Here is an 18,913-nt window from a genome sequence, read left to right as displayed (position 1 = left end):
TGGAAAGTATATGATGGCGCATCAATCTGTATTGTTGCATGAAGCACTCGAGGGCTTGGCTATTAAGGCGGATGGGGTCTATATCGATGGAACCTTCGGTCGCGGTGGTCATAGTCGTGCTATTTTGCAGCGCTTATCCGATGCAGGAAGATTATTTGCAATTGATAAAGATCCTGAAGCAATTGCTTATGCAAAGAAGAGTTTTTCAAATGATAAACGCTTCCATATTTACCACGGCTCATTTGCAAAGCTCGCAGATTTTGCCAAAGAAGAGCAGGTATATGGAAAAGTAGATGGCATTTTATTGGACTTAGGGGTGTCATCCCCCCAGTTAGATAATCCTGATCGTGGGTTTAGCTTTATGCAGCAAGGTCCTTTAGATATGCGTATGGATCTCAGCCAGCATTTAGATGCTGCACAATTTATAAACGAAACAGAAGCCGAAGAAATGGCAGCGATTTTTAGAGAGTATGGTGAAGAGCGTTTTGCTGGGAGAATTGCTCGAGCCATTGTTTCTGCTAGAGCGGAAACACCCATTAAAACAACAGAACAGCTTGCTGAGATTGTGAAGCAGGCAAATCCTAAATGGGAGAAACATAAACATCCGGCAACACGTGTCTTTCAAGCAATACGAATTCACGTAAATCAGGAACTCACTGATTTAACCATGTGCTTGAAAACCGTGATTGATGTTTTAGCAATTGGTGGGCGTTTGGCGGTAATTAGTTTCCATTCTTTGGAAGACCGTATTGTTAAGCAGTTTATGCGTGATAAAGCACAAGGCGATAGACTTCCAGCTTCTGTCCCCGTGCGACACGAAGAAATAAAAACGAATTTTAAAAAAATTGGTAAGGCGATAAAAGCAAGTGATGACGAAGTAAAAGAAAATGTCAGAGCTCGTAGCGCAGTTTTAAGAATAGGGGAGAAAATAGCATGAACGCAGCAGCCAGAGCGATTCATCAAAGCAATCTTTTTAGCGGACATTTATCAGATATGCGTCTCTCAAAACAACTTTGCTTTATTCTATCATTGTTATTTTCAGTGCTTATTAGTGCGTTGTCAGTTGTTTATGTAACGAATGAACATCGAATCACGTTCAGCGAATTACAGCGTCTGGAGCAGCAAGCACAGCAATTGCAGCTACAATGGGGGCAACTCTTGCTAGAACAGGCTAGTCTTGCAACTCCTGGTCGGGTTGAAGCGCTTGCAGTTGAGAAACTACAAATGAAATTGCCAGCAGATAAAGATACTTATGTGTTGCAAACACGATGAAAGCTAGAGGTGTATTGGCACGTCTAGCTGCCGTTTCATTATTTTTTATGGTGCTTTTGGCGGCGTTGTTGTGGCGTATGGTTGATTTAACCGTTCTGCATCGACAATTTCTCCAGGGGCAAGGTGATGCTCGTAGTGTTCGTGTTGTTGACATCCCAGCTTACCGAGGGATGATTACTGACAGACAAGGAACACCTCTGGCAGTAAGTACCCCGGTACAGTCGGTATGGCTGAACCCTCAAGCTTTTTCAGCTGACGCAAAGCAATTGGCTGAGCTATCACGTCTCGTTAATATTCCCCCAAAAGTATTATTGGCTCATGTTAAAAAAGCAAAAGCGCGCGAATTTTTATATTTACGCCGGCAATTACCCCCGATGATTGCTAAAAAAATTGCAGAACTTAAAATTCCGGGTATCAATTTCCAACGAGAATTTAAACGATATTATCCTGCTGGTGAGAATACTGCTCAACTGCTCGGATTCACCAACATTGATGATATTGGTATTGAAGGATTGGAGCTTGCTTATCAAGATTGGTTAATGGGATTAACTGGTAAAAAGCGCGTCCTTAAGGATAGGATGGGACAAATTATTGAAGAACTTGGGGTGATAAAAGAACCTCGTCCAGGGCATGAACTTGTTTTAAGTATTGATAGTCGTATTCAATATTTGGCTTACCATGAACTACAAAATACCTTGGAAAAATTTTCTGCGAAATCTGGATCTGTCGTTGTAGTCGATACGACGAATGGTGAAATTTTAGCAGCAGCAAATGCGCCTTCATTTAACCCTAATGCGCGCGAACGCTATACACGGGACAGTTATCGCAACAAAGCGATTACGGATACCTTTGAGCCCGGTTCTGTTATTAAACCATTCAGTATCGCCAGTGCTCTAGGGACTGGCTTATTTAAACCAGAAACTATTATTGATACTCGCCCTAGCTGGATGATAGTACATGGTCATACTATTCGAGATGTTCATAATTATGGTGTGCTCGACGTTACCGGTGTTTTGCAACACTCCAGTAACGTTGGTGTGACTAAAATGATTTTGCAAAGTCCACCTGAGCAATTAATTGGTTTATTACAACGAAGTGGATTTGGTCAACGGACAGAAAGTGGATACCCCGGTGAAAGTGATGGAGGCATAGTTAATGTTAAGGACGCTAATCCATTTGTATTGGCTACTTTAGGTTTTGGGTATGGTCTCTCCGTGACGGCTTTACAACTGGCTAAAGCCTATCTCATTTTTGCCAATAAAGGTCGTTCTTTACCTGTTACATTAATACACAACCAGGCAACAACACTGGGTGAACAAGTGTTGGATCAAAAAACATCTGAGCAAATTCTAGCAATGATGGAAGCTGTACTTGGCAATGAAGGAACTGGTAAATTAGCAAGAGTTCCTGGTTATCGGGTTGCCGGTAAAACAGGGACAGCACGTATTGCTGGAAAAAACGGTTATGAAGCAAACCGCCATATTGCAAGTTTTGTGGGTATTGCTCCCGTATCAAGACCAAGGCTTGTCGTTGTAGTTGTTATTCATGAACCAACAAAAAACAGTTATTATGGGGCAGCAGTGGCGGCTCCTCTATTTGCACAAGTAATGTCTGGATCATTGCGGATATTAGAGGTTCCTCCTGATAAAACGACGATGTGAGGTTATCAATGAAGCTAGCTGAATTAATGCATCCTTGGGCTGACATAACCCCTCCTGATTGCGACATTTTAGGTTTACATAATGATAGTCGCCAAATTAAACCAGGTTTTTTATTCTTTGCTTATCCAGGAGCACAAACTGACGGTCGGTTATTTATACCTCAAGCTGCGGCAGCGGGTGCAACAGCACTTGTGTATGAACCAGCAGGATGGTCTAGAGATCAATTACCGAGCCATTTAATTTGTATTCCTTTATCTAATCTTGCAGAAAAATTAGGCGATATCGCCAGTCGTTTTTATGGTTATCCTACTAAAGCATTAGCAGTAACCGGGGTTACTGGGACGAATGGTAAAACTACAATTGCTTATCAATTAGCACAGGCTTATGAGTTACTGGGACAGCAGTCTGCTTATATCGGAACTATAGGGCAGGGTAAGATAACAGCGCTTGAAATGCTAGGAAATACAACACCTGATGCGTTATGTCTCCAGCAACTTTTAGCGGAGTATCAAAACGATTCAATCAAGCAGGTATGCATGGAGGTTTCCTCCCATGCTTTATGTCAACATCGTGTCGATGGAATTGATTTTCATCAAGCTATCTTTACGAATTTAAGCCATGAACACTTGGATTATCATGTCACCATGGAGGCTTATGCTGAAGCAAAAACCTTATTATTTGCCAAGCCTACTCTTAAATGGGCGATTGTTAATCAGGACGATGCCTATCAACATGTAATGCAAAATGCTATTACAACATCTTCTTGTCAGGTTGTTAGCTATGGTATAAAAGAAGCTGCTGATGTGCGTGCTTTGAATTTGAATTTAAGTTTAGCAGGAACTAGTTTTGACGTTGTTTCGCCTTGGGGAAAAGTACAATTAAAAATAAATGCTTTAGGATTCTTCAACATTTACAACGCATTAGCTATCTTTTCAAGTTTAGCGGCCAATGGTTATCCTGTAGAAACTATCGCGTCGATTATGGCTAAGTTAAGAGCAGCACCAGGTCGCATGGAAATTGTTTCACAAGAGCCGTATACCATTGTTGATTATGCTCATACCCCGGATGCCTTGGAAAATGTTCTTGTTACCTTAAATAAAGTAAAAACGAATCGCATTTTTGTCGTCTTTGGCTGTGGGGGAGACAGGGATAAGACCAAGCGTCCTATAATGGGAAAAATTGCCGAACAATATGGCGACATGGTCATTATTACGAGTGATAACCCCCGAACAGAGGATCCTTTGACTATTATTGAAGAAATTGAAGCTGGGATAACCAACCGTTCAACTGTTGTTAAAATTGCTGATCGAGAACAAGCAATTGCTAAGGCACTCAGTCTGGCTGAGAAAAATGACATCATTGTGGTTGCAGGAAAAGGTCATGAGGATTACCAGCAAATTGGCAATATTCGACATCCTTTTTCAGATCAGCTGGTAATACGACAATTAATCAACAAGCAGCCCGGTTAGTTGTTGTGATTTGAACTATAACTAACCCTCAATACCCAATATACCTAAATAGCTCTTATTAGTAGTCGATTCTTTTGCAGAAACGGCAAAATCATGGCGGTGATGATGCGCTTTACGCAATCGCAAAAAGGTGGCCTCTAGCTTGTCAGCATTTTTTAAAATTTCTGTTTCAAACATTGGATTATATAAGGATAAAATATAGTCTTCCCACGTTTGGTCCACGGTCCATCTGGAAGCCTGGCTACTTGTGGGGATAGAAAATTTGGGAATAGATAATCCATAAGCCGTGTGAAGTTTTCGACTTAGCATAAAAATGGCTTCATCTTTTGCTTCAAGACTATGGCCTGCTATGTGAGGGGTGCATAATGTTGCAAAATGAATAATTTCTTCATTAATGGCCGGCTCATTGCTATATACATCAGTACAATAAATAAGAGACTCATGCTTTAGTATTTCTCTTTCATTTACAATACCACCTCGTGAAGCATTGATGACAGCGCAGCGAGGCTTTAATTTTTTTAACAATGTATCATTAATTAGATTAAAGCTTGGATGTGGCATCGTTGAATGTAGATTGGCGTGAATTGAAATTAGGTCACACTCACTGAGAGCGTCAAGCGCACAACTAACAAAATTAGCACTCTGTTTAGCTTTAGGGGGATCATAGGAAAGCACGTCTAAGCCAACAGCTTGAAGACGTTTTAATACTTTTGAACCTACTTCTCCTACACCAATTACCGCTGCCTTCGTTGGACTGAGGCCTTTAAATTTTTTAAGAAACGCCAGACTTGCAATGACATAATCGGCGACTGCAGTAGCATTACTGCCTTTAGCATCGATTAATTCTATTCCACGTGAATGAAGATAATCTGCGTCTATATGATCAGTGCCGCTGCTTGCTGTCGCCACATAGCGGAGTGCAGAGTTTTTTAATAAACCATCATTAACTTTTAGTGTTGAACGGCAAATTAAAACCTGTTGATTTTTAAGCAATTCAGGTAGGTCATTAACATCTTCATACAACGTCAATTCAAAAGGCTTCGGAAAAGCGGCAACTAAGCCTGGTAACGTGGAGTCAGCAAGAATTTTCATAAATTAAATAACGATCGAAGCAGCATAAGTGACCATTGAATTGGAGGATTAATAAGCCAACTTAAAATCCCTGTAAACATAAGAAGAAGTAAGATAAAGAATCCCCAGGGTTCTATTTTTTGATAAACATAGGCTTGCCTTGGAGGAAGAAGGCTTGCCAAAATGCGACTACCATCTAATGGTGGGATGGGTATCAAATTAAGATAGGCCAATAGCAAATTAATGATTACTCCAGCACGAGAAGCCAATAATAGAAATAGGGCAGCATTAGACGACTGAGGATTAAGGTTAATTGCTAATTTTAATAATCCAGCCCAAAGAATCGCCATTAATAAATTTGAAAGTGGTCCTGCTGCCGTAGATAGGGCGACATCACGACGTGGATGACGAAATTGAGAGTCGTTAATAGGTACAGGCTTAGCCCAACCAAAGACAAAATTAAATTGACTAACTATCAAAACAACGATGGGAACAATGATGGTTCCAATAAGATCAATATGTCGTATAGGATTAAAGCTAAGGCGTCCTAACATTTTAGCGGTTGTGTCGCCTAGACGATAAGCAACCCAAGCATGTGACGCTTCATGAAGTGTAATAGCAAATAAGACAGGCAATATCCAAATGGCTATTTGTTGGACGGTGGTTAGCTCAAGCATGCCTTTTCACTAATAATAAAATCAAACATTCTAACGATAGTTATTCATATACTCAAGTTCATGAAGAATTTCAGTAGACAATGAAGTAACTGAGAGTCGCTGCGATACAGATATAATGTCATCACTTTCTCACTGCTTTGTGTTATTTTATGATTAAAATGATCAAATATTTAATCTTTCGATGGATGGGAAGTCCAATAGGTAACTTTACCCACATAAGGACTAGACAATATATTTTTGTAATTTTGTAAAAAAATAGAGTTTGGAAACTTAGCCGTACAATGAGCTTTATTGGTTTATTAATGGTCGACGTAGAATTTTAGTTAAGCTTCCTATATTATCGAACATTTGCATTTGGTCGAAAGCTTTGTCAAAGTTACAACATGTTCTTCTACTAGCCTGCTTCTCACTGTTGCTCTTTGTTCCTGGAATTGCCAAATTACCAGTAATTGATAGAGATGAAGCTCATTTTGCTCAAGCAAGTCGGCAAATGTTGCAAACGGGCAATTATTTTCAAATTCGCTTTCAAGAAAGAACGCGTTTTCAAAAACCACCAGGAATTAATTGGTTACAGGCTGCCAGCGTTCGTTTATTTAGTGATGCAAATGCAACGAAAATTTGGCCTTATCGTATACCTTCTGTGCTTGGCGGATTGTTTTCTGTTTTATTACTTTATTTCTTTGCGCGCAACTTTGTTAATCAGCGCACAGCGCTGTTGGCTTCAGGCTTATTTATCACATCCTTGTTGTTAATTGTCGAAACGCATATGGCAGTGATTGATGCTTCTTTACTATTTTCAGTGTTATTAATGCAAGGTGCTTTATGGCATTGCTATGAGAAAGGGATCACTGGGGTGCGTGCACATTGGGGATGGGCATATTGCTTTTGGTTAGCTATGGCCTTTGGCATGGTCTTAAAAGGGGTAACACCATTAGTTGGTTTTTTAACCATCATTGCTCTGTGCTTTTTTGAAAGACGTATCGACTGGTTAGCTAGTTTACGTTTTTATCGTGGATTTTTACTTTTTTTGCTGCTGACTATGGCTTGGTTGTACATGGTTAATGAAGCGGAAAACAGTAATTATTTGATGCAGATGTTGCATAAAGATTTACTGCCAAAGTTACAAGGAGGGCATGAGTCACATGGAAAACCTCCATTGTTCCATCTTGCAATTTTACCGTTAACATTTTGGCCAGCATCTTTATTCTTATGGTTAGGTGGTATGTATGCTGTTCGTTACCGACATGAAAAAGTAGTTAAATTTTTATTGGCGTGGTTAATCCCCACCTGGTGTTTCTTTGAAATTATGCCTACCAAGCTACCGCAATATGTATTGCCTACGTTTCCAGCCATCGCACTGCTCTGCGCTTTAGCTATCGATAACATGAAGCAGCAGGATTCTCCAGGAAGGTGGCTACATTTTTTGCAATTTATGTGGGGAATGTTGTCAATAGGTTTGGCATGTAGCCTGGCTCTTCTGCCTTTTCTGGTGATGGGAAAAGTTTCTGTCGCCAGTATGATTCTTTTCACCGGATTAGTTATAATGACCATTGTTTGTGTCTATTATTCTTGGCAAGGGGCTTATCGTCGGGCAAGTTTGGCTATTTTTGCGACTGCCCTAATTGCCTATCCTCTTATATTTTCACAGCTCTTTCCTCATTTACAGCCCATATGGCTGACACGTAATGCGACAGAATTAGTGGAAAAAGGGAGTATTAGTGACGCAAAGCCTTTATTGGTAGTAGGTTTTGAGGAGCCTAGTCTAGTATTTAATTTAAACACAAAACTAGTAAAATTCCTTGACAGTGAAACGGCAGAACAGCTTATTAAAAAAGATTCCTCCCGTCTGGCTCTTATTGACCCAAAGATTTTAAATGTGTGGAAAAAAGATGGGCTGCCATTGTCTGTCAAAGCTCAGACGGCGGGATATAATTATACAAAAGGACGTTGGCTTGAGCTTATTCTGGTAACGCAACAAAAGGAGAGTAAATAAATGTCCCCATTTGATCGCTTATTAAGAGCGATGACCAATCCTGTCGTAATGATAAGTTATGTTGGTTTAATTGTTCTATGTTTTATGTATTTCGACAAACCTGTTGCCGAATATTTTTATAATCTTGAAGTAAGAAAGCATTTAGCTATCGTGGGTTGGATAACTAAATTTGGTATTGGTGCTATTTATATATCGGGTTTATTTATGCTTGCCTTATTTTTTCGTTATATCATGGGCAATCATGAATGGGCTGCTCGCACCTGGTTTTTATTTATGTGTGTTGCTATTCCTAACGCGGTGTGTGGCTTTTTAAAAATACTATTTGGTCGTGCCCGTCCTAATTTATGGATTCATAATGATTTCTATGGCTTTTACGGTTTGCAGTTCCACGCACCTTTCTGGTCTTTTCCCTCTGGCCATACGACGACAATTATGAGTTTGGTTTTTGGCTTAAGTATCATGTTTCCACGCTATTTCTACGCTTTTTTGCTGACTGGAATTACAATAGCTATGTCTCGTGTGTTACTGACCCATCATTATTTAAGTGACGTCTTGGCAGCGGGTTATCTAAGTTTATTGGAAATAGGCATTTTGCTTTGCTTCTTGCGTCGCAAATCTTGGCTGGCACCCGCCTGGGGACATGCAGTATAATAGCGAAATTTTGAAATTGTTCTTGGATAAATAATAATGCATCATAATACCCAGCAAGATGTCTCTATAATTATACCTGTTTATAATGAAGTCGATAATGTTGAAGGACTTTATAAAGAAATCGTAGCGGCATTGCCAAGCGAGCGCTTTATTTACGAAGTTATTTTTGTGGATGATGGTAGTACGGATGGAACTGCCGAACGCTTAAAAACATTATCACAAAGTTATAATAATTTACGGGTTGTTTATCATAGAAAAAATTTTGGTCAAAGCGCTGGATTGGTCAGTGGTGCTCGTGCAGCACAATATTCTATGCTCGTCACCTTGGACGGCGATGGTCAAAATGATCCCAATGATATCCCAAGCCTATTTGATCAACAGAAAGATTCACGTACTGTTGTATTGGGTATTCGTAAAAAAAGAGATGATAATACATTAAGAAAACTCTCTTCTCGTATCGGTAATGGAATCCGCCAACGTTTGCTAAATGATGACTGTCCAGATACGGGATGTAGTTTAAAATTGTTCCCCCGGGATGCTTTTTTGGCATTACCTCATTTCAATCATTTGCATCGTTTTTTGCCTGCTTTATTTAAACGAGCAGGGTTTAAATTAGTTAACTTCCCTGTAAACCATCGGTCACGTTGGCATGGTGTTTCTAAGTATGGAGTTATGAATCGATTATTTGTGGGTATTCATGATTTAATCGGCGTGCGCTGGTTACTAAAACGTCCTTGTTCCCCGGAGGTATCTAACTATGAACACTGAGTATCTTTGGCTAGCCCTTGGCTTGATTGGGCAAGGAATTTTTTCAGCTCGCTTCATAGTTCAATGGTTGGTGAGCGAGAAGGAAAAGAAAAGTATTATTCCTGTGGCATTTTGGTACTTAAGTTTACTTGGGGGATTGACGCTATTAGTGTATTCAATCTACAAACAAGACCCTGTATTTATCTTAGGACAGTCCACCGGTGTTTTTATTTATGCCCGTAATCTGTATTTAATACAACGGGAAAGAACCTCTCGTCTTGCAAAACTAACTCGAACCAGCGAGAAAGGTTTATCTTAACCTTTCCTCGCATCAATCCTTCTTTACAAGCGGCTAACCTTTATTTGTGAGCAAAAGCTTGGCCGCCTATCACCTCATTAGTTTCGGAATCGACAAGCGGTTTTTGATCTGTTATTTCGCTGATTTGGGCAAACAGATTAATCCAATAGGGGATTTGTGGACGAGTCCAAAACATTAAAGATCGCCCCTTGGGTAACACTTCCCTGGAGGGCAGTATCAGCCATACTTTTTTGATCGAGAGCTTTGTCGCGATATTGCCCAAAAGCCAATAAGAATCTGAAACAATATAATCATGTTTGTCAGGATTCGCTTTAATAATTTGTATTATTTGATTTAATGACAATTGTTTGCGTTGGGTTTGCTCTGAGTAACTGTTATAAATTAAGAGCCCAAAGAAAAGAATCTGGACAGAGATACATAAACTAATGAAGAGAATTCGTTTAGATCTTAAAGTATTTTTAAGTCGACTAAGATAGAGCAAAGGGCACAAGAATAAAATAGGTACCATCCAACGAGTTTCAAAATGACGAAAACCGCCCAGCAGAGTGATAATAACGAGTATTGGCAGGCTGAGTAAGTGATACCGGTAAAGAAGAGCATTTTTTTGTCGTTCAAATGAAGTGCCATAAAAGATGAGTGCCAAAGCGATAAGAGCGGGACCTGCAAAAAATATACTTGCCCTGATTACTTGAATTAAACCTTGAAAGTATGCAATCCCAGCAGGACTCAATTTATAAGCGCTCGCAAAACCAAGGTCTGGATGTTTCAGCAACCAGTAGATATAAGGACTGGTAACGATACCTGCCATGATCAAACTTAAGACCATATAGGGACTAATCAAACGCTTGCGATGTTCGCCTATTGAGATAGCGCTAATAAAAAAGATAATAAAGAATAATACATAGTTAAATTTTGCCAGGATACCAATGCCTATGATAACACCAAAACAACTATACCAAAGGGAGTTGGATATTTTGTGACTAATTTGAAACCAGTACCAGGTGAGACAGGCTGCGAATAAAACTAAAATGGAATGGGTGTTGTCTTTAATTAAATCTAATCCAATAGAAGGGATAAGAGCCCAAGAAGCCAATGCGCACCATGCTATCAAATTATTCTGACAATAAATTTGACTTATTAAATAGAAAAGATAAAAGCACCCAAACAGTAAACAACATTTTAAAAGGGCGACACTGAATAAATTCACACCAAAAAATTGGAAAAAAATATACTGCAACCAAGTATAAAGAGGAGGTTGATTGGGATAACCCGGGAGTAAATTTTGCGCCATAATCACTTGCTCAGACTCATCAAGCAACAGTACTGGACCGCGTAATAAAATTCGAACTAATAGAATCAGAGTGGTAATAAGTAATAAACTAATCGCAGGATGCTCAAGCCAAAATCTTTTCTTCTTTGTTTGAATATCCATATAGTTTGAACCAAAACGATAAATAAAATGTCATTATCCTAAAAAAATTAGTATTAGGCTATATGGTTAATGCAGGATTAGTGAATTCTTGATTACTTCGCATTGGCCGCAAGGAAAGTTAGTAATTAAGGTGTAAAAAATCCATCTTTTTAACAAAATGAAAAAATTTAAAGTCTGTTGTTGGTTTTTTTAGAGGCTTATTTTAATCTGTAAAACATAAGGGAATAATTATTCAAGCAGGGAGCTAGGTATGGATTTTGAAAAGCATTTAAAACTTCTAATTGCCGAGTATGCTGATTATGATGAAGCGCATTTCGTGTACAAGAACAAAACTGAAATTACATCCGAGGCGAAGCAAAAAATTGAAGCAAGTTTAATTGCACTGATTTGCCAATATCTCTCCCAAGATGGGTTAACTCCCGAAAACATTCGCTCCCATGCCAAAAAATTACAGCTTTTATTTCATCCTGATAAGTATCCTGTCAGCATGCCTCAAAGTAAATGGTTGCAAAAAACATTAAGTGTAGACCCAGTCAAAATGGCAACCTGTTTTCATCTCGTTAATATGTGTGAAAAAAAATTAACAGATCCTGAGGCGCCCGAATTTCACTTTGGTAATATTCTAACCATGGACGCCTTGATTGCACGTGTAAAACAAGATAGAGATAGAGCGCCTACCTATACACAACGCGCATTGTTAGAAAGTATTCTTGCAATGCTGACCTCCGCTGAAGATTACAATAAACAAATGAATGGCAATATATCGATTATTTGGGCGAAACGAATATCACAGTTGATGCCATATCTGACAACAGGCTATTGCCTCAGCTTTTTTTTAGAAGAATTAGCTTTGCTCTATGCCGTAACATTCACTCTATCAAAAGGTGGGAGTTGGCTTGAAAAATCTTCATCGACTCAAGGGCAAACAATAGGTTGTATGATGCGGATGTTCAGTGAGGCCATTTTTGGTGCTGTTACGGCGTTAATAGCCCGGTTAACTGAGTTAAATATTTTTATGGTTAGAGGAGCTATTAATTTAAGTATTGATGCTGGTAGCGGAGTTTATAATTTATTGACTGCTGCTCCTGCAAATACAGGTGAGGCAACAAATCAAAACCTCGCTTTGATAGTAGCTCCGCAAGATTTATTCGGAGGAATTCGTTTCAAAACTTTTGAATTAAAAGTGCTTGCAATGAGTTTAGAACTGAAATCAAAACAGTTAGAAGAGCAATGGTTTAGTGGATATCGTGCAGGGAGTTATAAAAATGCAGCGATAAAAAAAACATTAAGAGCTCTATTGCGTATCGACAAAACAGATCTTCCAGTAAATGAAAAGCTTGAGAAAGCAGCAGAAATTCTAAAAACACTTGAAAATAATAAGTATGTTAATGTGATAGGAAGTGATAGCCATAACACAATTAATATCGCTAAAACTACCTTGGATATCTTGCAAAATCCAAATGCGGAAGAAACGAAAAGCCAGCTTGCAAGAACGAATTAAAAATTAAAGAAATCTGCCAAGGGCTATTTGCATTCTGCAATATTTTGCTGATAATGCTGGCATTTAAATTTTTGAGATAATCATGGTTATTTCTGTTTATGGCGCAGGCTATGTAGGATTGGTATCTGCAGTGTGTTTTGCCAAATTAGGTCATCAGGTAATTTGCGCAGATATCAATGAGCAAAAAATTGCTCTGTTGTTAGAAGGGCACTGTCCCATTTATGAAAATGGACTTCCAGAATTATTACACGAGCAAATACAGCTCAAACGACTTCATTTTACAGCGGATCTTGCTCACGCTATAAAAATGGCGCAAGTCCATATTATTGCGACTGGAACACCCAGCCAGGCCGATGGAAGTGCTGATTTATCGCAAGTATTTGCTGTGGCAAGACAAGTTGCTCAGGAAGCAACTAGTCATGGAGTATTGATCACAAAATCCACCGTTCCTGTAGGGACAGGGGAAGCTATTCAAACTCTAGTTAATGAAGAGCTTATTGCCTGTGGTAAAGATATTACGATAGAGGTGGCCTCTAATCCTGAATTCTTACGTGAAGGCACTGCAGTTTATGATTTTTTAAATGCAGATAGAATCATTATTGGCGGTGAAGAAAAAGCCTTAACTATTTTAAGAGAAATATATCAACCTTTAGTTGAGAAGGGCATTCCTTTGCTGAGTATGAGTAGAAACTCAGCCGAACTTACCAAATATTCTGCCAATGCAATGCTTGCTTGCAGAATTAGTTTTATGAACCAAATCAGTCAAATTGCCGAAAAATTTGGTGCAAATATTGATGATATTCGACAAGGCATTGGTATGGACCCGCGGATAGGATCGCAATTTTTACAAGCCGGTATTGGGTATGGCGGCTCTTGTTTCCCTAAAGATGTTCGTGCACTTATCCAGATCGCTAAATCAATCGATATAGACACGAATCTTCTTCAGGCAATTGATAATGTAAATAATGCTCAAAAAAAATGGATTTTTAATCAATTAAATAAGCATTTTTTACACAAAATTAAAGGGCTAACGATTGGTATGTGGGGACTATCGTTTAAACCCGGAACTGATGATTTGCGTGAAGCAAGTAGTTTGATTGCTATTGATTCCTTGTTAAATGCAGGTGCAACACTAAGAGTGTATGATCCTGTTGCAATGCCTGCAGCACAAAAGTTATTAGAAAATAAGAGGGCTATTTGTTGGTGTAATTCTGCTGAAGAAGTTGTTAATGCAGGTGTAGATGCTCTTGTAATAATTACGGAGTGGCCTGAGTTTAGGAATTTTTCGTTACAAACATTAAAACAAAAATTAAATAATGCACCGATTGTTGATGGTCGGAATTGCTTTGAACTCGCTAAGGTTACTTCTGCGCAATTAGTGTATTATTCAGTGGGGCGTCCGTTGATTCGTAAAGATGCCACCCAGTAGGAGGAGTATATAAGGATGCAAGTAAAAAAAGCTGTGTTTCCAGTGGCAGGACTTGGCTCTCGTTTTTTGCCAGCCACGAAAGCAAACCCCAAGGAAATGCTACCTATCGTTGATAAACCTCTCATTCAATACGCAGTTGAAGAGGCAGTGCGAGCGGGAATTACTCATATGATTTTTATTACAAGCTCCAGTAAAAGAGCGATAGAAGATCATTTTGATAATCACTTCGAATTAGAGAAACGTCTAGAAGAGCAGGGTAAAGAAAACCTGCTAGAGTTAGTAAAAAGCGTTTCCCCGCCTGGGATTCAATTTACTTACGTTCGACAACATCAACCCTTAGGACTTGGTCATGCGGTGCTTTGTGCTGAGCACGTTATTGGTGATGATCCGTTTGCTGTTTTGCTGGCCGATGATTTAATTGACGATACAAGACTCCCTTGTTTATCCGCGATGACTGAACATTTCAAGCGTGATAAATTATCCGTTTTAGCTGTACAGCCGGTGCCTTGGCATGATGTTCAACAATATGGTGTAGTACGTGTAGTCGATGCCAACGACAATTATACAACTATACTTGGAATGGTGGAAAAACCAAAGCGAGAACAGGCTCCTTCTAATCTTGCCGCAGTGGGACGTTATATATTTACCCCTCAAATTTTTGCTTGTTTAAAACAAACGGTTGCTGATCATCATGGAGAGATTCAATTAACAGATGGTATCAGGGCATTATTAACCGAGCAAAAAGTTCAAGCCTATCAGTTTTTGGGAAAACGATATGACTGTGGTTCAAAACTCGGTTACCTCCAAGCGACAGTCGAGTTAGGTTTAAGTCATCCAGAAATTGGACAGGAATTTAAAGGTTACCTGCAAACATTAGCTGATCAGTAGAGAAGATTTTTTTAAATAAAAACTGTAAATATAAACGAAAACAAACTTGAACTTAGACCAATATCTCTGGCAAGATGCTGACAGGTAGAGATTCCAGCGAGGAACTATGAACATTGTGGTTGCAGTGAAGCGAGTAATAGACCCTTATGTAAAAATTCGGATTAAATCAGACCATACAGGGGTAGAAACACAGAATATCAAGATGTCTATGAATCCTTTTGACGAGATTGCTATAGAAGAAGCAGTTCGTTTAAAGGAAAAAAATAATGCCAAGGAAATTATTGCCGTTACTATAGGTAACGATGCCAGCCAGGAGACATTGCGACATGCTCTTGCTCTTGGTGCTGATCGAGCTATTTTAGTTCGCGCGAATAAAAATTTTTGCAGCTTAAATATTGCCAAAATATTGCAAAACATTGTGGATAAAGAGAAAGCCGAGTTGGTGTTAATGGGTAAGCAGTCCATCGATGGTGATAATAACCAAACTCCTCAAATGCTTGCCGCCTTACTAAATTGGCCTCAGGCAACATTCGTATCCAGGTTAATTATTCAAGATAAGATGATTGAGGCTACTCGAGAAATTGATGGTGGCTTAGAGACACTGGCGATGCCATTGCCAGCAGTGGTAAGCACTGATCTTCGCTTAAATGAACCCCGGTATGCAAGCTTGCCTAACATTATGAAGGCTAAGCGTAAACCCCTTGATATTATTGAATGTGACTCACTAGGGTTAACCTTGAAGGAACATATTCAAGTCATATCTACCACACCTCCTCCATCCAGAAGTGGTGGTATTAAGGTAGCTTCAGTAAGTGAATTACTCAATAAACTGAAATTTGAAGCCAAAGTGCTTTAATAGGGAGAAAGAATGAGCACTTTAGTAATTGTTGAGCATGATAATCAATCGATGCATCCTGCAACACGTAATACTCTTTCTGCGGCGTTGGAGTTAAAACAAAATGTGGTTTTATTGGTTGCTGGCTACCAATGTCAAGCTGTCGCCGAGCAAGCGGCTGCTATAGCCGGTGTTCATGCGGTTTGGTTGGTAGATAATGTCGCTTATGAGCATCAACTAGCCGAAAATATGGCGCAATTAATTATCTCTGTTGCCGATTCATTTACTTCTATCTTGGCTCCGGCATCCACTTTTGGTAAAAATATTTTGCCAAGAGTCGCTGCCAAATTAGATGTTGCTCAGGTATCGGATGTGAGTCGTGTGTTAGATAAAGATACATTTGAACACCCTATTTATGCGGGTAATGCCATTGAAACAGTCAAAACTCTAGATGCTATAAAAGTTCTTACTATTCGTACTACGGCCTTTGATAGTGTTACTGATAGTCAATCTCCTTGCTGTGTGGAACGAATTGATAAGTCAATTCATGAAAGCAGTACCAAGTTTGTTAAACATGAGCTGAGTAAATCTGAAAGACCTGATTTGGGCAGCGCTAAAATAGTAGTGTCGGGTGGAAGAGGATTACAAAGTGCTGAGAAATTTAAATTAATTGAAGAATTAGCAGATGCCTTAGGCGCTGCAGTTGGTGCTTCCAGAGCAGCCGTGGATGCGGGCTTTGTTCCTAATGATTATCAAGTAGGTCAAACCGGAAAAATTGTTGCCCCCACGCTTTACATTGCTGTTGGTATTTCAGGCGCCGTACAACATTTAGCGGGTATGAAAGATTCAAAAGTTATTGTTGCTATTAATAAAGATGAAGAAGCTCCTATTTTTCAAATTGCCAATTATGGTCTAGTGGGAGATTTATTTGAATTAGTGCCAGAATTTATTCAGCAATTAAAGGCTAATGGCTAATTGTGAAATTTAGTTCAAAGCTTTAGAAGGGTAATGCATTGTTTTTACCTGGAGCAATTACATGATCTCAGAAGGAAGAAATTATGTTTGTAGGCGTTCCAAAAGAAATTAAACCTCAAGAAAATCGAGTGGGTCTTGTTCCGGGAAGCGTGCGAGAAATCGTAAGATCGGGTAGTCATGTGCTAGTGGAGAAGGGAGCAGGTTTAGGTATTGGCATTAGCGATGAGCAATACCGAGCTTCGGGCGCTGAAATTGTAGCAACTGCAGATGAAATTTTTGAACGTGCTGAATTAATCGTCAAGGTGAAAGAACCTCAACCTATAGAATGTAAACGCTTGCGTGAAGGTCAAACCATATTTACGTATTTGCATTTAGCGCCAGATCCGCAACAAACTCGCTTACTGAAGGAGTCTGGGGCAACAGCAATTGCTTATGAAACCGTCACGCAAAATGATGGCGGATTGCCCTTATTAACCCCTATGTCGCAAGTTGCCGGACGTATGTCCATTCAAGCTGGAGCACACTGTCTTGAAATGGCTCAAGGGGGTAGTGGAGTTTTGTTAGGAGGCGTGCCTGGTGTAGCACCAGCTAATGTAGTTGTCATTGGTGGTGGGGTAGTGGGTAGTAATGCGGTTCGTATGGCTATGGGTATGGAGGCACGCGTCATTGTTATCGATAAATCGCTCTCACGCTTGCGAGAGCTTGATTTTCAATTCGGATCTAAATTAAATACTATTTACGCCACTGTTGAGTCTCTAGAACACTATGTTAAAGAAGCTGACTTGGTGATCGGTGCGGTGTTAGTTCCAGGTGCTGCAGCCCCCAAATTAGTCACAAGAGCGATGCTAAAATCCATGAGACCAGGTTCAGTTGTTGTTGATGTGGCAATAGATCAAGGGGGATGTTTTGAAACCAGTAAACCAACAACACATCACGAACCTACTTATGTAGTTGATAACGTAGTTCATTACTGTGTGGCAAATATGCCTGGTGCAGTTCCTAGAACCTCAACCTTTGCTTTAAATAATGCTACTCTACCTTTCGTAATGAGCTTAGTGACTAAAGGAGTCAAATTGGCTCTACTTAGCGATGGGCATTTGCTCAATGGTTTAAATGTTCATAAAGGCATGATCACTTATGAAGCGGTTGCTAGAGATCTGGGCTATGATTACGTTGAAGCAGCAGAAGCATTAGCGAGTTAGCAAGAGTAACGCTATTGATCTTGCGTTGGCTATGCATAGATCTTTTAATAGAGGAACAATATCGAGAGCTGCAGAAACTTGGAAATTTCGATATGAAGACGTCAAGCTGGGTGAAAACGCCATCGGATGTAAGAAAACTCGGAGGCGATCTTTTTTGCTGATCGCCGTTACGGCAAAGTCTTTTGTGTATCACAACAGTGCGGCCTCCTACTATGCATCCAAAAGATTTCTAGGCTCATTAAGAGTCTAAATTTTTAAAATAAAGAGGGCAGGACTTTTTATTAAATTACAGTTCTCATTATAGTAATCGCTTTTCCAAGATACGTATTTTTTTCAATTTCATCCCATCCTAATCGTTTGTAATAATTAGGTAAGGTTGGATCAAAGGTGAGTAAAAAAATTGAAGAAAATCCCAGTTTTTTTGCATCTGTGATGATACTGTCTATTAACATTTTACCTATTCTTTGTCCTTGATAAGATTTCGCAACAACCAATCCCCCAAGCCATGGAGTCCACTCCTCTCGAATACCATCATTTACCCTTAAACAGCTCATTCCCACTGGTATATTATCCACAAAGGCCACTTTTCCAATGGGTAATTGGTTGATATGAAGATGGTTTTGTAATTTTGAATAAATTTGTGTGAGACTGACATCCGGACACCATATTTTTCCGATCTCATCTTGCCAAATCTTTGCTAGAGCCTCAATTGTATGAGGATGTTGTTTTAAATAATCAATTTTTAGAGTCATTTATTAATTTTCTTGAAATCTTAAGTTAGGGTATTTTAA

General features: G+C 39.4%; 19 protein-coding genes. 15 read left to right on the top strand and 4 right to left on the bottom strand.

What is annotated here, in order from left to right:
• Positions 1-10 precede the first annotated feature (10 nt).
• From rsmH to LHA_RS10210, 4 genes are read left to right on the top strand one after another with little or no spacing between them, the layout of a single operon-like run.
• On the top strand, positions 11-937 hold the full coding sequence (gene rsmH, locus LHA_RS10225) for a 16S rRNA (cytosine(1402)-N(4))-methyltransferase RsmH (protein ID WP_045106455.1): 927 nt from the start codon (positions 11-13) through the stop codon (positions 935-937).
• Complete coding sequence (gene ftsL / locus LHA_RS10220) at positions 934-1,272, top strand: cell division protein FtsL (protein ID WP_045106454.1); 339 nt, start codon at positions 934-936, stop codon at positions 1,270-1,272. Before rsmH ends, ftsL begins: the two co-directional genes overlap by 4 nt.
• Complete coding sequence (locus LHA_RS10215) at positions 1,269-2,933, top strand: peptidoglycan D,D-transpeptidase FtsI family protein (protein ID WP_045106453.1); 1,665 nt, start codon at positions 1,269-1,271, stop codon at positions 2,931-2,933. Before ftsL ends, LHA_RS10215 begins: the two co-directional genes overlap by 4 nt.
• A gap of 8 nt (positions 2,934-2,941) precedes the next feature.
• Entirely contained in the window at positions 2,942-4,402 is a 1,461-nt protein-coding gene (locus LHA_RS10210; protein WP_045106452.1) for a UDP-N-acetylmuramoyl-L-alanyl-D-glutamate--2,6-diaminopimelate ligase, read from the top strand.
• A gap of 21 nt (positions 4,403-4,423) precedes the next feature.
• Here LHA_RS10210 and LHA_RS10205 read toward each other — a convergent pair whose 3' ends face one another.
• Positions 4,424-5,494 (bottom strand): 4-phosphoerythronate dehydrogenase, encoded by a 1,071-nt coding sequence (locus tag LHA_RS10205; protein WP_045106451.1) that lies wholly within the window; start codon positions 5,492-5,494, stop codon positions 4,424-4,426.
• The gene (locus tag LHA_RS10200) at positions 5,491-6,150 is read right to left on the bottom strand and encodes a site-2 protease family protein (RefSeq protein WP_045106450.1); all 660 of its coding nucleotides are present in this window, start codon (positions 6,148-6,150) and stop codon (positions 5,491-5,493) included. Before LHA_RS10200 ends, LHA_RS10205 begins: the two co-directional genes overlap by 4 nt.
• A gap of 367 nt (positions 6,151-6,517) precedes the next feature.
• Here LHA_RS10200 and LHA_RS10195 point away from each other — a divergent pair, with 367 nt between their 5' ends.
• Genes LHA_RS10195 through LHA_RS10180 form a run of 4 tightly spaced genes read left to right on the top strand, consistent with a single transcriptional unit; the run spans position 6,518 to position 9,860 of the window.
• Positions 6,518-8,143, top strand: coding sequence for an ArnT family glycosyltransferase (locus LHA_RS10195; protein ID WP_147292345.1), 1,626 nt, complete (start codon positions 6,518-6,520; stop codon positions 8,141-8,143).
• Positions 8,144-8,794, top strand: a complete 651-nt coding sequence (locus LHA_RS10190; RefSeq protein ID WP_045106448.1) for a phosphatase PAP2 family protein — start codon at positions 8,144-8,146, stop codon at positions 8,792-8,794.
• 36 nt (positions 8,795-8,830) lie between these two features.
• Complete coding sequence (locus LHA_RS10185; RefSeq protein WP_045106447.1) at positions 8,831-9,562, top strand: glycosyltransferase family 2 protein; 732 nt, start codon at positions 8,831-8,833, stop codon at positions 9,560-9,562.
• Positions 9,552-9,860 (top strand): lipid-A-disaccharide synthase N-terminal domain-containing protein, encoded by a 309-nt coding sequence (locus LHA_RS10180; RefSeq protein WP_045106446.1) that lies wholly within the window; start codon positions 9,552-9,554, stop codon positions 9,858-9,860. The genes LHA_RS10185 and LHA_RS10180 overlap by 11 nt, the downstream gene beginning before the upstream one ends.
• 40 nt (positions 9,861-9,900) lie before the next feature.
• On the opposite strand, the gene LHA_RS10175 is transcribed toward LHA_RS10180, so the two are convergent.
• Positions 9,901-11,292 (bottom strand): ArnT family glycosyltransferase, encoded by a 1,392-nt coding sequence (locus tag LHA_RS10175; protein ID WP_045106445.1) that lies wholly within the window; start codon positions 11,290-11,292, stop codon positions 9,901-9,903.
• A 250-nt stretch (positions 11,293-11,542) separates the two neighbouring features.
• Between LHA_RS10175 and LHA_RS10170 the strand changes: the two genes are divergently transcribed.
• From LHA_RS10170 to LHA_RS17675, 7 genes are all read left to right on the top strand, one after another.
• The gene (locus LHA_RS10170) at positions 11,543-12,793 is read left to right on the top strand and encodes a hypothetical protein (RefSeq protein ID WP_045106444.1); all 1,251 of its coding nucleotides are present in this window, start codon (positions 11,543-11,545) and stop codon (positions 12,791-12,793) included.
• Positions 12,794-12,875: 82 nt separating this feature from the next.
• Complete coding sequence (locus LHA_RS10165) at positions 12,876-14,222, top strand: UDP-glucose dehydrogenase family protein (RefSeq protein WP_045106443.1); 1,347 nt, start codon at positions 12,876-12,878, stop codon at positions 14,220-14,222.
• Positions 14,223-14,237: 15 nt separating this feature from the next.
• Positions 14,238-15,110: a UTP--glucose-1-phosphate uridylyltransferase GalU gene (galU, locus tag LHA_RS10160; RefSeq protein ID WP_045106442.1), complete on the top strand. Its 873-nt coding sequence runs from the start codon at positions 14,238-14,240 to the stop codon at positions 15,108-15,110.
• 106 nt (positions 15,111-15,216) lie between these two features.
• Positions 15,217-15,966 (top strand): electron transfer flavoprotein subunit beta/FixA family protein, encoded by a 750-nt coding sequence (locus LHA_RS10155; protein ID WP_045106441.1) that lies wholly within the window; start codon positions 15,217-15,219, stop codon positions 15,964-15,966.
• Between the two features lie 12 nt (positions 15,967-15,978).
• Positions 15,979-16,920, top strand: a complete 942-nt coding sequence (locus LHA_RS10150; protein WP_045106440.1) for an electron transfer flavoprotein subunit alpha/FixB family protein — start codon at positions 15,979-15,981, stop codon at positions 16,918-16,920.
• A gap of 83 nt (positions 16,921-17,003) precedes the next feature.
• Complete coding sequence (gene ald / locus LHA_RS10145) at positions 17,004-18,122, top strand: alanine dehydrogenase (RefSeq protein ID WP_045106439.1); 1,119 nt, start codon at positions 17,004-17,006, stop codon at positions 18,120-18,122.
• Positions 18,123-18,136: 14 nt separating this feature from the next.
• Positions 18,137-18,283: a DUF4256 domain-containing protein gene (locus tag LHA_RS17675; protein WP_197541141.1), complete on the top strand. Its 147-nt coding sequence runs from the start codon at positions 18,137-18,139 to the stop codon at positions 18,281-18,283.
• 120 nt (positions 18,284-18,403) lie between these two features.
• Here LHA_RS17675 and LHA_RS10140 read toward each other — a convergent pair whose 3' ends face one another.
• Positions 18,404-18,874: a GNAT family N-acetyltransferase gene (locus LHA_RS10140; protein WP_045106438.1), complete on the bottom strand. Its 471-nt coding sequence runs from the start codon at positions 18,872-18,874 to the stop codon at positions 18,404-18,406.
• Positions 18,875-18,913: the final 39 nt, after the last annotated feature.

Origin of the sequence: Legionella hackeliae (genome assembly GCF_000953655.1) — a bacterium.
Taxonomy (GTDB): Bacteria; Pseudomonadota; Gammaproteobacteria; order Legionellales; family Legionellaceae; genus Tatlockia; species Tatlockia hackeliae.
The sequence above is the reverse complement of the archived record's forward strand: the minus strand, read 5'-3'. Positions and strand labels throughout refer to the sequence as shown.

Coding starts and splice junctions, on each gene's coding strand:
- rsmH (WP_045106455.1), top strand. CDS start 11: ATGATGGCGCATCAATCTGTATTGTTGCATGAAGCACTCGAGGGCTTG.
- ftsL (WP_045106454.1), top strand. CDS start 934: ATGAACGCAGCAGCCAGAGCGATTCATCAAAGCAATCTTTTTAGCGGA.
- LHA_RS10215 (WP_045106453.1), top strand. CDS start 1,269: ATGAAAGCTAGAGGTGTATTGGCACGTCTAGCTGCCGTTTCATTATTT.
- LHA_RS10210 (WP_045106452.1), top strand. CDS start 2,942: ATGAAGCTAGCTGAATTAATGCATCCTTGGGCTGACATAACCCCTCCT.
- LHA_RS10205 (WP_045106451.1), bottom strand. CDS start 5,494: ATGAAAATTCTTGCTGACTCCACGTTACCAGGCTTAGTTGCCGCTTTT.
- LHA_RS10200 (WP_045106450.1), bottom strand. CDS start 6,150: ATGCTTGAGCTAACCACCGTCCAACAAATAGCCATTTGGATATTGCCT.
- LHA_RS10190 (WP_045106448.1), top strand. CDS start 8,144: ATGTCCCCATTTGATCGCTTATTAAGAGCGATGACCAATCCTGTCGTA.
- LHA_RS10185 (WP_045106447.1), top strand. CDS start 8,831: ATGCATCATAATACCCAGCAAGATGTCTCTATAATTATACCTGTTTAT.
- LHA_RS10180 (WP_045106446.1), top strand. CDS start 9,552: ATGAACACTGAGTATCTTTGGCTAGCCCTTGGCTTGATTGGGCAAGGA.
- LHA_RS10175 (WP_045106445.1), bottom strand. CDS start 11,292: ATGGATATTCAAACAAAGAAGAAAAGATTTTGGCTTGAGCATCCTGCG.
- LHA_RS10170 (WP_045106444.1), top strand. CDS start 11,543: ATGGATTTTGAAAAGCATTTAAAACTTCTAATTGCCGAGTATGCTGAT.
- LHA_RS10165 (WP_045106443.1), top strand. CDS start 12,876: ATGGTTATTTCTGTTTATGGCGCAGGCTATGTAGGATTGGTATCTGCA.
- galU (WP_045106442.1), top strand. CDS start 14,238: ATGCAAGTAAAAAAAGCTGTGTTTCCAGTGGCAGGACTTGGCTCTCGT.
- LHA_RS10155 (WP_045106441.1), top strand. CDS start 15,217: ATGAACATTGTGGTTGCAGTGAAGCGAGTAATAGACCCTTATGTAAAA.
- LHA_RS10150 (WP_045106440.1), top strand. CDS start 15,979: ATGAGCACTTTAGTAATTGTTGAGCATGATAATCAATCGATGCATCCT.
- ald (WP_045106439.1), top strand. CDS start 17,004: ATGTTTGTAGGCGTTCCAAAAGAAATTAAACCTCAAGAAAATCGAGTG.
- LHA_RS10140 (WP_045106438.1), bottom strand. CDS start 18,874: ATGACTCTAAAAATTGATTATTTAAAACAACATCCTCATACAATTGAG.